At 59.9% G+C, this 15,246-nt stretch carries 14 protein-coding genes; 4 read left to right on the top strand and 10 right to left on the bottom strand.

Annotated elements, in window-relative coordinates; translation table 11 throughout:
- Positions 1–79: 79 nt before the first annotated feature.
- The gene (locus ACPPVV_RS10665) at positions 80–1,723 is read right to left on the bottom strand and encodes an alpha/beta fold hydrolase (RefSeq protein WP_426699868.1); all 1,644 of its coding nucleotides are present in this window, start codon (positions 1,721–1,723) and stop codon (positions 80–82) included.
- A 510-nt stretch (positions 1,724–2,233) separates the two neighbouring features.
- Here ACPPVV_RS10665 and ACPPVV_RS10660 point away from each other — a divergent pair.
- Positions 2,234–3,679: a PLP-dependent aminotransferase family protein gene (locus ACPPVV_RS10660; RefSeq protein WP_426699867.1), complete on the top strand. Its 1,446-nt coding sequence runs from the start codon at positions 2,234–2,236 to the stop codon at positions 3,677–3,679.
- Between the two features lie 91 nt (positions 3,680–3,770).
- On the opposite strand, the gene ACPPVV_RS10655 is transcribed toward ACPPVV_RS10660, so the two are convergent.
- The 3 genes from ACPPVV_RS10655 to ACPPVV_RS10645 form a co-directional block, all read right to left on the bottom strand.
- The gene (locus ACPPVV_RS10655) at positions 3,771–4,484 is read right to left on the bottom strand and encodes a class I SAM-dependent methyltransferase (RefSeq protein WP_426699866.1); all 714 of its coding nucleotides are present in this window, start codon (positions 4,482–4,484) and stop codon (positions 3,771–3,773) included.
- Positions 4,485–5,152: 668 nt separating this feature from the next.
- Positions 5,153–5,491, bottom strand: a complete 339-nt coding sequence (locus ACPPVV_RS10650) for a hypothetical protein (RefSeq protein ID WP_426699865.1) — start codon at positions 5,489–5,491, stop codon at positions 5,153–5,155.
- Positions 5,492–5,538: 47 nt separating this feature from the next.
- Positions 5,539–6,054, bottom strand: a complete 516-nt coding sequence (locus tag ACPPVV_RS10645; RefSeq protein WP_426699864.1) for a hypothetical protein — start codon at positions 6,052–6,054, stop codon at positions 5,539–5,541.
- A gap of 753 nt (positions 6,055–6,807) precedes the next feature.
- Between ACPPVV_RS10645 and bla the strand changes: the two genes are divergently transcribed.
- The gene (bla, locus tag ACPPVV_RS10640; protein ID WP_426699863.1) at positions 6,808–7,701 is read left to right on the top strand and encodes a subclass B3 metallo-beta-lactamase; all 894 of its coding nucleotides are present in this window, start codon (positions 6,808–6,810) and stop codon (positions 7,699–7,701) included.
- 66 nt (positions 7,702–7,767) lie between these two features.
- On the top strand, positions 7,768–8,178 hold the full coding sequence (fosX, locus tag ACPPVV_RS10635) for a FosX/FosE/FosI family fosfomycin resistance hydrolase (protein WP_426699862.1): 411 nt from the start codon (positions 7,768–7,770) through the stop codon (positions 8,176–8,178).
- Between the two features lie 159 nt (positions 8,179–8,337).
- Here fosX and ACPPVV_RS10630 read toward each other — a convergent pair whose 3' ends face one another.
- The 3 genes from ACPPVV_RS10630 to ACPPVV_RS10620 form a co-directional block, all read right to left on the bottom strand.
- Positions 8,338–9,108 carry an SDR family oxidoreductase gene (locus tag ACPPVV_RS10630; protein WP_426699861.1) on the bottom strand — a complete coding sequence of 257 codons (771 nt, stop codon included), beginning with the start codon at positions 9,106–9,108 and terminating at the stop codon, positions 8,338–8,340.
- 82 nt (positions 9,109–9,190) lie between these two features.
- Positions 9,191–10,045, bottom strand: a complete 855-nt coding sequence (locus ACPPVV_RS10625) for an alpha/beta fold hydrolase (RefSeq protein WP_426699860.1) — start codon at positions 10,043–10,045, stop codon at positions 9,191–9,193.
- A 129-nt stretch (positions 10,046–10,174) separates the two neighbouring features.
- A complete protein-coding gene (locus ACPPVV_RS10620; protein WP_426699859.1) occupies positions 10,175–10,873 on the bottom strand; it encodes an alpha/beta fold hydrolase in 699 nt (232 codons plus the stop codon).
- Between the two features lie 111 nt (positions 10,874–10,984).
- Here ACPPVV_RS10620 and ACPPVV_RS10615 point away from each other — a divergent pair, with 111 nt between their 5' ends.
- Complete coding sequence (locus ACPPVV_RS10615) at positions 10,985–11,656, top strand: CGNR zinc finger domain-containing protein (RefSeq protein ID WP_426699858.1); 672 nt, start codon at positions 10,985–10,987, stop codon at positions 11,654–11,656.
- A 48-nt stretch (positions 11,657–11,704) separates the two neighbouring features.
- Here the strand turns inward: ACPPVV_RS10615 and ACPPVV_RS10610 are convergent, their stop codons facing one another.
- The 3 genes from ACPPVV_RS10610 to ACPPVV_RS10600 all read right to left on the bottom strand — a co-directional run bounded on the left by ACPPVV_RS10610 (position 11,705) and on the right by ACPPVV_RS10600 (position 15,170).
- Positions 11,705–12,097, bottom strand: coding sequence for a nuclear transport factor 2 family protein (locus tag ACPPVV_RS10610; RefSeq protein WP_426699857.1), 393 nt, complete (start codon positions 12,095–12,097; stop codon positions 11,705–11,707).
- An 86-nt stretch (positions 12,098–12,183) separates the two neighbouring features.
- Positions 12,184–12,333 carry a hypothetical protein gene (locus ACPPVV_RS10605; protein WP_426699856.1) on the bottom strand — a complete coding sequence of 50 codons (150 nt, stop codon included), beginning with the start codon at positions 12,331–12,333 and terminating at the stop codon, positions 12,184–12,186.
- A 41-nt stretch (positions 12,334–12,374) separates the two neighbouring features.
- Positions 12,375–15,170, bottom strand: coding sequence for a type 2 lanthipeptide synthetase LanM family protein (locus ACPPVV_RS10600; RefSeq protein ID WP_426699855.1), 2,796 nt, complete (start codon positions 15,168–15,170; stop codon positions 12,375–12,377).
- Between the last annotated feature and the right edge of the window lie 76 nt (positions 15,171–15,246).

Below are 15,246 nucleotides of genomic sequence, written 5' to 3'. Positions count from 1 at the left end.
GGGTCAGGTGCACGAATCAAACCTGCGGAAGTGAACCTGCCCCTTTCTCCAATGTGCCCGAAGCATCTGCGCCCGAGGCTCAGGGAACCAGCAGCCAGTTCACCTGATGAATGTTCGGCGGCGGGGGCAACCACCAGCCCGCTGCCGGGTAGCCATATTCGTAGGTCTTGGTGTCCTGCATGGCGAAGGAGTGCATCGGTTTGGCCTGGCAGACCACGTCACGGGCAGGCATGGCACCTGAATTCAGATAGGCAAATTCGGCGTTGGTGGTGCAGGCGTTGTCGTCGAACATGACGCCGTGCGTGGTGGCATTGTTGACCAGCACCATCCGCGCGGCCGGTCCGTTCTCGAGCCGATCCTTGAGCGCTTCCGAGTAGGGCGTGGACGGGTCGAACTCGTTCTGCACCATCAGGGCGGACACCTTGGTGCGCGACTCCAGCGTGCGGTCGAGCGCAGGTCGCCACGGCCAGTGCTGGCAAGGATCCACCACGGTGGAGGCGCCAATGGCCCAGTACGTGCGGACGTCCGCGATTTTCTGTGCAATGCGGCGCGGATCGGTGGAGCCGGAGTCGTTGCACTGAAGGACATCAGCCATGGGGTTGAAGCTGGGCTGGTTGCGCAGGTCGGCAAAGGTCATCGCGGCTATCTGCTCGGCGGCAGCGATATGGGTTGGGTCACCATCCAGCGCCTGCGACATCGCGCTCAGCGACGGTGACACCAGCAGATCCCAGAAAACCCACATGCCGGTGCCGTCCAGCGAACCCAGCGCCTGGTCCGGCGTCACGCTGCCCATGCGGTGGTGCGAGGTGGCCTGATAGATGCGCTGGAAGGTCGTCATCACCTGCTGCGGCGTCGTGCCCATGTGGAACTGGTCGTCGTGCCGCGCAATGAAAGGGATGAATGCCTGCTGCACATTCAGCTGATCCATCGCCATCCGCTTCAAGCCCTGTCGCTGCCAGTCCAGATGCAGCCAGTTCATGTTGCTGTCGAGCACCACACGCTCGAACCGGACGGGAAACATGCGACTTGCATAGGCCATGAGGCTGCTGCCGCTCGAGACGCCGAACAGATCGGCGCGAGGGAAGCCCAGTACAGCACGCACCAGGTTCAGATCACGGGCGTGATTGGGTGTGTTGATGCCCTTGAGGAAAGTTGCGTGCTGTCGCAGGCAGGTGTCGATCGAACGACCCCACCAATTCTGCTGTGATCGCACGCTTGCAACCGTGGGATTGCGGCTGTCGCCGTCCATGAAATTTTCGGTACCGCTGCGCTGCGCATAGTCGCAGCTCACCTGGGTGCCGAGGCCATCGGTGATGCCGCGCAGATCGACGCCGACTACCAGATGATCAACCATAATTTGCGGCTGCAGCTGCTCGAGCATCTCCGCCTGCGAAGCGCTGGAGTTGTCCGGGCCGCCCGCATTGACCAGCAGCAAGCGGGTGTGCGACGGCGAACTGAGCGGCCTGGAAATACCGATGGTGATGTCGCCGTGACTCGGGTCGGCCCAGTCGTTGGGCACGGTGATCAGGGCACATTGAATGGTGCTTCCATCGGTGAACAACGATGGCGGACAACCGCCCCAGTTCACTTGTTGCTGGTAGTACCTGGCATAGGCCGGATCGGCCGAGTGATCGTCCACAGCCCGGGCACTCGCCAGCCCCGAACACACCACGCAACCGATCAACAACACCAGCCTGCGCGCAGACAACGTAAAGAACTTCATCGTGATGCTTCCTTGGTCAGTAGTGGCATGGCGAACACAGGTGTCCCGCATGGCGTTCACTGCAATCGCCATTCCTGCATTCTTTGGCGATGCAATGCCAGTGTGGTTACGAAAGAACGGAGGTAATGGGCTGGCGAAAATCGATCCCACGTTGTCTTGCGCCAGCGCGCCACGGGTCCCGATGGCCGGAGCAGGGCGAAGACGGGCGCACTGGGTCGCCGGGGCGTCGCCCGGTGTCGTTTGGAATGGCCACGGTGGTTCTCCCTTGCTGGACTGCCCGGAGCGGGCGGTCGCGCCGACGGGGCTCGCATGATCGTCGTCCTGCCAGCCGTGGCATGATCATCTTCAGGGCGGGCGGGACCGTCAATGACCGGTCACGGGCTTTTTCGATGTGACCACTTCGAGCCACCACGGGGAGCATGGATGGCGAACAGGCGGCAAAACGACAAGCCGATGTATGTCCAGATCGCGGAGTCGATCCGGCGTGATATCGATTCGGGTCGCTTCCAGGTGGGCGCACGCCTGCCCGGAAGCCGCTCGATGGCGGTCGCCCTGGGGGTTTCCCGTACGGTCGTATTGATGGCTTACGACCAGCTGGAAAGCGAGGGCTATCTGGAATCGCGCTCGGGCAGCGGCACCAGCGTGAGTGCGCGCCGCGTCGGCTTGTCCGCGTGCGAGACGCTCGTGGAAGAACAGGTCGAGGCGCCAGGAGATCCGCGGCTGTCCCGCCTGGCCCGGCGGGCCGTGCTGCCTGCCGTATTCGAGGCGGATCCGCATGCGCTCGAAGCGGAGTTAATCGAAGGGGAGCTGATCGAAGAGGAGTTGATCGATCTTGCGCAGCCTCGCGTGAAGTCCGACCCGCGCAGCCTCAAGGCCTGGAAGCAGAACCTGATGGCGTTGTTGCGTCGTCGCGATGTACCTGACTTCCCCGAACTGCAAGGTTGCGTCGACCTGCGCAAGGCCGTGGCCGGCTATCTGAGCATCGAGCGGGCGATCGAGGTCGACCCGGAGGACATTCTCATCGTCAGCGGCGCCCAGCAGGCACGCGACCTCATCGCCCGCGTGCTTCTCGACGAAGGCGATGGTGTAGGCGTGGAAGAACCCTGCGAATGGAGCGTGCGCCACAGCTACGAGGCGATGGGGGCGCGGATCGTGCCGTGCCAGGTAGGCCCGAACGGCATGGACATTGACCGCCATGCAGCGGCACTGGATGGTGTGCGGTTGGTCAACGTGGCCCCATCCTTCCAGTTCCCGACCGGTGTGGTCATGCCCGAAGAGCGGCGCAGGGCCCTCCTGCAATGGGCTTATGCGCACGACGCATGCCTGGTGGAGGACGATTTCGATTGCGAGCATCGTTTTGGTGTGGGTACTTCCCAGTCGTTGTGGTCGCTGGACCGCTACGGCCGGGTGATCCACGTGAGCAGCTTTGCTCGCTCCATGTTCCCCGCGTTGCAACTGGGCTTCATGCTGGTGCCCCGCCCGTTGCGCGATCGGTTCCTGGCGGTCAAGTGGCTGGCCGATCGCGGCAGCATATCGATGCAGCAACACGTGCTCGCCGCGTGCATCACCAGCGGCCAGTACCTGCGCGATCTACGGCGTATCGCACACCGTCTGGCTCCCCGCCACCGGGCCTTGCACACCGCGCTGCAAGTGCGCCTCGGCAGTGCCTTGGTGGTGACCGACTCGGTAGCGGGAGGATCGCTCTTTGTGCACTTGCCCCGGTTGCCACGTAGTGCCACCGAGGCATTGATGGCCGAAGCACTGGCGCGCGGTGTGCGCGTCCGCTCCGCCGAGTGCTTCCACCGGATACCGCCCGATCATGTCACGCTGGTGCTCAGCTATGCCGGCGTATCCGAGGCGAGCCTCAAGCGAGCCGGTGCCCGTCTCGCAGAGGCGTGTCTGGCGGTTGAAAACCCGGGCCATCTCACTCCGTCCTTTGATTCTCCGTCCTCCTGATCTTGCGGCGTCACCCGATGTCGCGGAACGCGCGCACGATATTCGCACCCAAGGGCCGTGCGAAATCGGCCAAGCCTGAAGCGGGATGTATTCAAGCTGGCTTGCGCGCATCCACCAGCATGGTCGGTACCCACGGGCCACCCCACCACATGCGCCAGCCCAGGTTTCGTCGAACCGACATGGCGCCAAGTTCCAGCAGGCGCCGATGATAGCGACGGCTTTTGGAAATGTCGGCGATCAGGAGGCGCCCACCCGGGCGCAGAACGCGCCACGCTTCGTCAATCGCCTGGTCACGGCCGATTTCCTTGCTGATGTTGTGGATGGCGATGCTGGAAACGATCAGGTCGAAGCTGTCGTTTTCGAAAGGCAACTGGCGCATGTCTGCTGTATGCAGTTCGATCCGTTCGGCGACGCCTTCGGCCAGCGCATTCTGCTGCGTGGTCGCCATCGCGTTGCCGGACTGGTCCTTGGTGCTCCAGATATCGACGCCAACAGCCTGGCCTTGCGGCAGGTATTCGGCGGCCATCAACAGCACCGCGCCGCGGCCACAGCCAAGATCGAGAACGCGTTCGTCGCCCCTGATGGCCGCACCCGCCAGCAGGCTGCGCCATACCTGGAATTTGCCGCGGCGCGTGGTGTGCAGGTAGACGCCGGCCATGCCCAGCAAACAGACCACGGTGATCCATAACTGGAAGATGTGGGCGAAAACGATCAACCCGATGCAGATCACCGCGCCGGCGATCATCATCGCCGGTGCGTAGGGCGCGTCGATGCCGTAGTGGCCGTTGCGCTTGACGCTTTTCATCCTCGAGCCCTTCTATCTGTTGATCGGTCGGGACGATTCTTGGTCAACGCGTCGGGTCATGGTAGTGACGGGTGTCACCCAAAAATGGTGGTGAGAGTCGACTTTGCTGGAACGGCACTCCGATCCTCGTTCTCATCGAGCCTTTCTCTCGGCGTTTGTATTTCTCGGGGCGCTCGAGAAACCCAACCGGCCTGCTCACTTCGAACCTAAGCGATCGCTATGCGTTACAAAGGCTGGCTTTGTAGAAACAGCGGGCGATAATCGGATCAACTCAGAACCACTTGTCGAAATAGGGGAGTCATCATGTGCTGGTTCCTGCGTGCTTCAGATTCGCCTGTCGCACTCTCGTCATTCGCGTCATTCGCGTCTGCAGCCAAGAAAGCTGGGTCATAGTCGACTTCTCCAGCTTGATCACCACGGCGAGCGTCATCGCGTTGAGAGCAGCCTTGGAGGCGGGCCTAAGATTGAGAGGTGGGCAGGTCGGGTCCGCGTTCACCGTTAACGAGCAACGCCACGACAGGTTGACGATGCGTACTGCATGCGCTTTGCGCAGGAGCGTGAGCATCCTTGGTAAGTAATAACGGGGCCAGCTTCACCTCTCGATTATTGATAGTGAACCTGACCCCATTCGATGCGCCGAAGGCGGTCCCTTCAGGGGAAAGTCAAACTCAATAGTTAACTATAAGCTGTTGTACGGTTTCACGAGTGGGGTAAATGTCGCAAGTATTTGTCCCGGCGACCGTAATATCCATGCCACTATTGATCGCTGTCAAAAGCAAGGCGTATTGAGCTTTTCCATTTACGGTTGTCGTATCAATTGCCCAAGCCTCGGTTGGCGCCTCCTCGCAAATGGGATAACCCGTATGAGTTGCGGTCTTGAAGACCACGGTTCCGCCCTTTATGGCCACCACACTGGTGACATTGCCGCCACCTGTGCCTGCGTAAGCTGCGCTGCTCGCCAGGAGTCCGGCCGCAAAAAGAGGGAGAAACATCTTTGAGATACGCATTTTATCTTCCTTTTATTATTTTCGACTACGTGGGATTTGGCCGGGCATTAGTTGAGTATAAAATCAATGGCCGGAGTGATGTCTGGTGGAGCTGCCTCAACGCTAACCACTGTAGATGTAGACTGGTTGCTATCATGGTCGCCGGTGAACTCAGCGTAAAAAGCTTCGCTTGAGACACCCTTGGGGGCGACGAAGTTATAATCAACAACTGTTAGCGGACCATAGCAAATTGTATTTGATGGAGGGAAATTCGCGTATCCGCACGAGTAATTGGAGTTGTTTACTTGAGCAGGCACACCCAAAACTTTTGCGCCATCAGCATAGATGTCTACTGAACCTCCAGGCACTGAACCAGCGAAGCTACCTGTGCCCGTGTAGTAAGGAGGCATAAAAATAATATGGTTGCCTGTTACTGTGGCGCGCACAGTGATGCTCGCGCCTGGAGCCACTTTGCCGATAACGGATAATGTCGTCACCGTCGAAGACTTCGCCATGGCTCCTGCAGGAAGCAGGAATGATAAAAAAAACATGGTAAACGCCAAACTTTTCTTAGTTTTTAGCACTTTGACTTCCTCACACGTAAAAGCGCGATTTTGAAACGTATGCCACTAATTTAGTTAGTGTTTTTACTACGGCAGAATGGCAATGGCCGGCCAAAGAACCGATCATTGATTGGTTATATTTTTACCCGCCAATTATTCGACCCTAACTCGAAATATCGTAACGAGCTCCCTCGATGGATTCAACTGAGAAGTGCACTACAATTGAAGAGAGCGTTGAAATCTTACAGCTGTGTGCGGGAAAACTTACAAAGTTTCGAGACTTTGGCTGAGTTTTCTTCGATGGTATGGATTTCAGCATCACAGCGGACCATAAGATCACACTTTTTGGATAGGCGCGGCAGTATGAAGCCGCGGTGTTTTCGAAGAGGCTCAAGGAGCTTAGCTGCCCCCAGAACGAGCTAAGTTCATTCAGTAAAGGTGCGGAAGTGGTCGTTGCACGCTTAACGTGCCCATTTTTTTGAATTCGAATCCCTCGTCGTCGGCGGCCCGATACCGGTTCGCCTTCGCCACTGTTACGGGTATGGCGTAATGGCGTAGGTCAAGGCTGATACGTTCAATGCGCAGCGCGATATGGCGGTGATGGACGTCCGCCAATGGTTCATGCACTGACGCGTTCCGTGATGCCCGACCGGACAAATGATCCATCCAACCTGCTTTGACACGGTCGCGCTTGTGCCCGCAACATTTCACAACTGTGCCCGCGCTGGGTCATATGGAACACTTACGCTTGCCGTTTCCACCAAGGAACCGTCGATGCGCTTACCGATAACAGCAACTCTCGTCTTGAGTTTGATCGTGCCGGCTGCGTTTGCGCAGACGTCGTCTTCGGAGCAAGCATCCATTGCAGAGCATCCCCCTTGGATTGCTCCACAACAGCCGTTCCGCGTCTACGGAAATACCTGGTATGTGGGCCCCCGCGGCCTTAGTGTTCTGCTTGTTACTGCACCCACGGGCGATGTTCTCATCGATGGCGGCGTGCCGGACGACGCCACAATGATTGAGGCAAACATCCGACAGCTCGGTATCGAGCTGCATGATGTCAAATGGATTCTCAATTCTCACGCACATTTCGATCACGCCGGCGGTATCGCGCGGATCGCGCACGACACCGGTGCCCAGGTGATCGCGAGCGTAGCGGATGCGCCGTTGTTGGCACGCGGCGGTCTGAACGACCCGGAGTACGGCGATAGATTCCCGTTCTCGCCTGCGCACGTGGCGCGCAAGGTGATCGATGGAGAGAATCTGCATCTGGGAGACCTGGTGTTGACTGCACACTCGACACCCGGGCATACCAAGGGCAGCACGACCTGGACGTGGACATCCTGCGAGGGAAAACGCTGTCTGCGTATGGTCGATATCGGGAGCCTGTCCGCGCCCGGTTACAAACTGATCGGCAACCCGAAGTACCCGACGATCGTCAAGGATTTCGAATACAGCTTCGCCATGGTCTCGACACTGCCTTGCGACATCGCGCTCAGTCCACATCCGGAAGTCGTGGACATGTGGGCACGTGTGGCCAAGCGCAAAAAAGGCGATGCGGATGCGCTGATAGATCCCACGGGATGTCGTGCTTACTCGAAAGTTGCGCGCAAAAGCTTCGAGGCACAACTGGCTAAGCAACGCCAGGATGCTGCATTGGCAAAGTAACGTAGGCCAGTCGCCTCCCCACGCTTGTACTCATCGTCTGACAGTGACCAACCTCCCTGGCAATTTATGAAAGGCATAAGCCACCTTACCTTCGTCGTTCGCGATCTCAAGCGCATGGCTACGTTCATGTGCGAAGGCCTCGGCGCGAACGAGATCTACGATAGTGCCGCACAGAATTTTTCTCTATCTCGCGAGAAATTCTTTGTTCTCGGTGATATCTGGGTCGCGGCCATGGAAGGGGATCCGCCTGCGGAGCGTTCGTATCAGCATGTGGCATTCTCGGTCGATGACGAAGATCTGCCTGGCTACCGGCTGCGCCTGCTGGCGATCGGTGTCGAAATCCGCCCACCTCGTGGACGTGTGGATGGTGAGGGCCAGTCCCTGTATTTCTACGACTTCGACAACCACCTGTTTGAGCTGCACACCGGCACCCTGCAACAGCGGCTCGCAAGCTACGCCGCGCAAGCTCCCCATTGACGGAACAGGGGCGCTTTGGAGGCATTCGGGGCGGACAAACTCTTGCTCGGCGGGTCGAGCTGGCGAACTCGCCATCAAGTCTTTTGTCCGTCCTGCGGGAAACTCCCGGCTACTGCACCGGGTCGCGCCGCCTGCCAGTGATCCGTCGAGCGTTCCGGTCTAGATCGATTTCAGTTCACCGCCGTCCATGCGGATGGACGATCCGGTCAGCCAGCGCGAACCTGGTGCGGCGAGAAACGCCATGAGATCGGCGATCTCCTCCGGCGCGCCGTAGCGGGCGATGCCGGCGTCGCGCGGGAATTTGGCGGTGGCGTCTTCCACGCTCATGTCATGCAGCGGTGCCCAGTGCTCCAGGTAGGAGCGTCGGCGCCCGGTCATCACGGCACCGGGAAGCACGCTGTTGACCTGCACGCCATCGGCGATACCGCGATCGGAGAAGGCCTTGGCCAGCGCGACGATCGCGGCGTTGATGGTGCCGACGGCCGCATAAGGTGCCTTGGGAAAGGCGGCGGAATTTCCGGAGATCAGCACCACCGAACCTTGCGAATCCTTCAGGGCGGGCCATGCCTCGATGGTCAGCCGGCGCGCGCCGTGCAGCTTGAGGGCCATGCCGGCATCCCATTGCGCGTCGGTCATCTCGAACAGGTCGATCTGCGGCACGGCGCCGGCGATGTTGAACAGGGCATCGATGCGCTGGAAAGTTTCAAGTGTCAGTTCGACGACCTTTTTCGCGGCGGTGGATTCGGCCAGGTCGATATCGATGACGAGGGTTTTGGCGCCGATGTTCCTCACGGCGGCGGCGGTCTCTTCCAGCTTGGCCTTGTTGCGGGCTACCAGCACGATGGCACCGAAGTCGCGCGCAAGACGGATGGCCGTGGCCTGACCGATGCCCTGGCTGGCACCGGTGACGATGGCGACGGTTTTGTTCATGGCGATGCTCCTGGTCGGGAAGAAATGCGATTCACGTACTTGCGATCGGGGGACGCGAGGTCCCCCGACCGTCGTTGCGGATTCAGTGGGCGAAGACGTCCTTGATGGCGCTGGCGATCTCCACTGCGTGCGTTTCCAGCGCGAAGTGCCCGGTATCGAACAGGCGCACGTCCGCGCCGGGGATGTCGCGCTTGAACGCTTCGGCACCGGCCTGCAGGAAGAACGGATCGTTCTTGCCCCACACGGCAAGCAAGCGCGGCTTGTGGGTGCGGAAATACGCCTGGAACTGCGGGTACAGCGCAACGTTGCTCTGGTAGTCCCCGAAGAGATCGAGCTGGATGTCATGTGCGCCCGGGCGTGCCAGGTAATAATTGTCCAGGGCGATACCGTCCGGCGATACCGCCGTGGTATCCGCAACACCGTGGGTGTATTGCCACTGGGTGGTTTCCGGTGCCAGAAATGCGCGCAACGCCTGACGGTTCTCCTCGGAAGCATCCGTCCAGTACGCGCGGATCGGATTCCAGCCTTCGCTCAATCCTTCGACATAGGCATTGCCGTTCTGCGAAACGATTCCGGCGATACGCTCCGGGTGTTTGGCAGCGATACGGAAGCCGGTGGGTGCGCCGTAGTCAAAGACATAAACGATGAAACGGTCGAATTGCACGACCTCGGTGAAGCGATCGATCACGTTGGCGATGTTGTCGAAGGTGTAGTGGAATGCGTCCCGTGCCGGCATCGCCGACTGGCCGAAGCCGGGGAGATCCGGTGCGATGATGTGGAAGTGTTCGGCCAGCAGCGGAATCAGGTCGCGGAACATGTGGCCTGCGCTGGGAAAGCCGTGCAGCAGCAGAAGTTTCGGCAATGTCGGTGAGCCGGCTTCGCGATAGAACACCTGGAAGCCATCGACATCGGCGGTGCGGTACTGGATGGTGGTCATGACGAATCTCCTGGGGACGGGTTTGGCGGGACGAAGGATTTGAGAACGAAACAGGCAGCGGTTCAGTCGGGATGCGACGCGTGAGGCTCGCTGCCGGGCGCCTGCAGCCGCATATCGATAGATGGCCGGTTACCGCGCATGCCAGATCTCCCGAGCGGCCTGCACGATCAGGTCGGTGACCAGACCGGGCGCGGTGACACTGGGTGTGTGATCGACCGGAAATGCGCGGCGTTGCGCATGCATGCGCCCGGCCATGAATTCCTGGGTTGCGTGGGGAATCATGCGATCCTCTTCGGCGATCAGATACCAAGAGGGAAGATCCTTCCAGCGAGGGCGACTCACGGGAACCGTGATGCATGCGGGTGAGATCGGTCGCTGCAGGGCAGCCAGCAAAGCCTGTTCCTGCGTGGTGGCGTGCTGGGCGAAAGCGTTGGCGAAGGCTTCCTCGGGCAGCCAGATGAGGTCGTGCCGATCCGGCGCCAGCGTCGGTGCGATCGGATGGGGCGCCGCGCGGTAGAACACATCCGCCACGGTTTCCCCCTCGTCCGGTGCCAGCGCCGCGATATAGACAAGTGCCTTGACCTTCTCACTGCGCGTTCCGCCGATCACGGCACCGGCATAGGCATGGCCCACCAGCAAGACGGGCCCATCGATGCGGTCCAGCGTCCTGTCGAGCGCGGCGATGTCATCGGTGTAGGAAGTCAGGGGGATGGGCGAAGTAACCGTATTGAATCCCTTTGACTGGAGTTGGGTGATGACCTTTGCCCAGCTGGAACCATCGGCCCAAGCGCCGGGAACCAGAACCACGTTGATGTTTTCCGAAGTCATGATCAGGTCTCTATTGAGGCAATTTGCGCGGTTTGGCTACGCTGGGGACGGTGGTTACGTTCTTCGTAACCTGCAAGATGTTGATTTGGAGGTTATGCGCGCATTGATAACTTGTCAATAGCCATTTTGATGGTTACTATCAAATTACTTGGAGAGCCTCGAATGTCCCTTTCAGCGCCAGCTATGTTTGTTGCCGATTCCCCCGGTCTCGATTTCCTCAATTCGGTCGCCACTCCTGTCGATGCGCCCCTGGACTGGATCGCGGACGGTGAGGGCCTGCTCGCGTGGCTGGAGCAGGCGCAGCTGGTTTCGACCCAAGTGCTGCAAGGCATGCGCAAGGACGCCATGCCGGGGGAGCTGGATCGCGTCGCTGCCCAGGCGCGCGATCTGCGCGAGTGGTTTCGAGGCTTCGTGCGTGCGCACAAAGGCAAGCCATTGACCTCGGCCGTGTTGGACGAACTCGCGCCGCTGAACCGGCTGCTCGAGCGCGACGAGGGCTACGAGTTGGTCATACCTGAAACCGGCACCGGGCACGGCCTGCAGTTGCAAGCCATGCGTCGCTGGAAATCACCCGAGTCGGTGTTGCTGCCGATTGGTCTGGCGATGGCTCGATTGGTGACGGAAGAAGATTTTTCGCATGTGAAGGCTTGCGAGGGCCCGGCCTGCACACTGCTGTTCGCGGACCACACCCGTGCAAGGAACCGTCGCTGGTGCAGCATGGACCTTTGCGGGAATCGCGCGAAGCAGGCAGCGCACAGGCACAGGCACAAGGCGCTTCATTGAGTTTCCGCGTCTGCGGAAAGGAAACCAGCTCAGTTGTCGATTCGACAGTTAAGCCTTGGACGCTTCCGGGCATTCGGTGTGCGCCGCGCACTTCCAGTCACCGCCAACCTTGACCCAGGTGGAAGAGTCGAAGACATCCATCTCCATCGGCTTGCCATCCATTTCCATCTTCTGGTGCACGCGGTAAGTGGCGATGGCGACCGCGTCGCTGGGGAACAGAACTTCCATCCCTGAAAGGCTGTACTCCAGAACCCTGTACTTCGTATCGTTTGCCATCTTGGTGTACGCCGCATGGTCGAAGCGCATGGCGCCGTGCCCACTGACCATCAACGATGGCTCGGTGAGCATGCCGGTGGCGACCCCGGGGGTGTTGTCGACGATCGACTTCCAAAACGCGTGCTCCAGCTTCTCGATCTCGGTCTGCTGTTTGGACTTGGTCACGGGCTGTCTCCGCTGGTCGGGAGGGAAAATGTTCCGCGCATGCGAGTCTCGCTGAAGTGAATAACCGCCCGTAACCCATCAGCGGGTCAGAGGCCGTTAATCATCACCATGGGATCCGGCGCCTGAAGTCGACGCGGCGGATCTTTTGCACGCATCGCTTGTGCCCCACGCACTGGCAGCACACGGCGCTCGACAAAGGTTTTGATGGCAGGCGTCGTGAGGGCACGGAAGAACATGGAGTGGCTCTTCGGCTTGGTGCTGTGAACATCAGCGAGTTTCAGTTGCGCCTGTATTCCATCAACAGCGGCGATGGGAGGTCGCATTGCGGATGCATCCGATTTAGACCATGCAGGGTGCCGGCGATACCCACCATCAGGCCTGGCATGAAGGTCTCCGGGTGTGCGCCATCCGGTGCGTCGAGATTCTCCGCGATGGCGGCGAGAATGAGGGCCTGGTCGGAAGCCGACAGAAAAACGTCGGCAGAAGGATCCAGCTCCTGCTGTCGACGGAGCAGTTCCCACATGCCGAGGTTGCCGTGGCACAGCGTAGGACTGCGGCGCCATCCTCGCGAATAGGCGCTGGTGGAGGCCAAGCGAAGCAGATCCCGATAGAACGCATCGCCTGTACGGGCATAGAGGTCTGCTGCCGCCAGCCCGATGCCCACGCTACCGTGGCACCAGGCGTCCGATGACGCCAATGCGTCATCAACACGAAGGTCACGCCACCCGCCGATGCTGGCATCGTACAAAGTCTGCTCGAATACAAAAGCCTGCTTGGCCAGAGCACTCCATCTCAGGCGATCGCCCTCGCTGCCCGCTTCGCTGGAACCGAGACGGCCGAGGCTCCAGCCAATGCCGCTGGCACCGTGGGAAAAGCCGCCGATGGGTCGGTCGAAGACAGAGCCGGGCCAGCACACGCCTTGCTCCTGTTTGATTGCCGCTGCCTCAAGGCGTTTGCCTACCCGTGCGGCGAGTTCGCTCCATTGGCAATTGGCTGTCGCCTCGCTCAAGTGAAGTAATGGAACGATCAGCCCGCTCCATCCTTCCAGAACGTCGAACTCACTGTCGCCGTGCAGGGCGTTCCGCTCCAACAGGCCGGCGTTTCGAACGGCCAGCTCAAGTAGTGAATCGTCTTGCAGAAGCTCGTGCAAGGACAGCCACGCCCAAATCCTTGCGCCGAGCCCTACATAGCCGCCTGAAGTGGTTGGCGGCTCGTCCTGGTCCTGGAGGCGCATGGTGGCCAGCACGGCGGTCAGGAGCGCATCGATGCCCGAAATGTCATTGGCACGTTCGTGGCGTACTTCGTTCGCGTAGCCAGCCAGAGCCAGAGCAACACCACTGATGCCGGAATACATGTCTATGCCCAGCGGGGCCAGCTTCCAACCATCAACGCTGGACACGGGGCTGATCCAGGTGGCTGTTCGGTCCGATCCGTGAACCGCGCTGCCGACAAGGTATCTGGTCACGCGTTCGGCAAGCTCGCGCCTCCTGAGCTCAACCTCGTGGCCTTGCCGAGGCGTGCCAGGTAGGCTGGTATATGCGAAGCCTTCCGCGGTTTTGCTGTTCATGCGTGCAGCCATCATGGCTCCACGCAAGATCATCTCCTGGGAACCGATTGGAGTATTGCGCCAGCGATCCAGGGTGGCCAGGATGCGGCCCTCGTTCAAGACGTCGCCGAACACAGGGATGTCTCTGTCACACAGGCTGGCTATTTCAGCTTCAACCTGTGCCGGGCCGATAGAGAGAGCCTCGGCGGTGCGCCCCAAGAGATCTCTGACACGCTGCCTGGCCGCCTCTGGCCCATGCAACGAGGACGGATGCCATAGCATGCGCATGAGTTCCGCATACATCTGGGTAGGTCGTCGGATGTCGCGAACGTGATGGCCAAGGAAGAGGGAAAGCAAGGGTTCCAGTTTCCCCTGACTGTCCATCATGCGGAGTTGTGCGGTAGTCGCGGTGAACGAGTCGATGATGGTTGCCCAGAATCGTTCGAGCTTCGGATGTTTGGTTGGCAAATTCTGGGAGGCGGTAACGCGCGCGGTTCCCTCCGAAATCCGTGCATCGATGGTGCCTCCATCGATCAGGGCCGGAACCTTGATTTCCGGCTGATGCTCAGGCAACGCCCCGGTCGCGGAAATATCGACACCCTTGAACGCCAGGTGTGCCGACCGATACGGCACCAGTCCTGTCCTGAGTACCGACTGATCGATGAGCCGATTCGCTGCGTCGTAAGCCAGACCTCGCTTTGAGGCCGGGGCATCAATGACGCGTGAGAACATGCTTTCCGGATCCACTACGACCGGCAGCGGGCCTGCGGCGATCAGATTTTCATAATGAACATCGGTGCCACCAAGCAAGTGCAGGACGGCCATCCAGCGTCCCATGTTCGTATAGAAGGTATCCAGCTCGTCGTCGTCCTGGCAGTGGCGGTGTTGCACGAAGGCAGACCATCCATAAGCGCCCCTGTCCAGGGTGGGGGGCAAACCTATCCGTTGGGTGCCAGGAAAGGCCTGTTCGAGGAAGGCATCGAATGCCACGTCGAGGCCCATCGGGCGCGGCTTATACAGGAGGGCGCCATCGGCGAAAGTCAGCATGGCTACCGAGTGGCCACCGTTATGCGGATCTCCGAGTCCCAGGGTCACGGATACCAGACGGTCGCAGCGGAAGCCGAAGAACACTGCCATGTCATTCCGGTCCGCCTGCAAACGCGCGACCATTGCTTCTATCGCCTTGCGTCTGGCGGAGAGGACACGCTTCAATTGGGTATCCAGGGCAGGATAACGTTTACGCAGATGATCGAAAAAAGCCGGTGTTCCGGTGTGGGCTACAAACTGATCGAACTGCTCATCAGGCGCGGTGGCTCCAAGAATTCCCGTGAGTCTGGCTGCATGCATTTCCAGCAACAGGACACGCATGAGTGCGGACTCCCCGCACGCAAACAGCGCTTGATTGCCTGAATCGGATATCGCTTTGTAGTCACCTGCGTCAGCAAGATCGCGAAAATACGCGTCAAGTTTTTCGCAAGCTTCGTGCGTGGCGCGCTCGATGATGGGCGCGAAAGATCGTTGGCTCATGCGACCATCCATTTCAGGCTCGCCGAAAAAAAAATACGCAGCCGAGCTTCGGCCGCGTATTCAAGATGGGACAAAT

It is taken from the genome of Rhodanobacter sp. Col0626, from assembly GCF_049994385.1.
Taxonomy (GTDB): Bacteria; Pseudomonadota; Gammaproteobacteria; order Xanthomonadales; family Rhodanobacteraceae; genus Rhodanobacter.
Note: the sequence above shows the minus strand (reverse complement) of the source record. Positions and strands in the feature narration are given on the sequence as shown.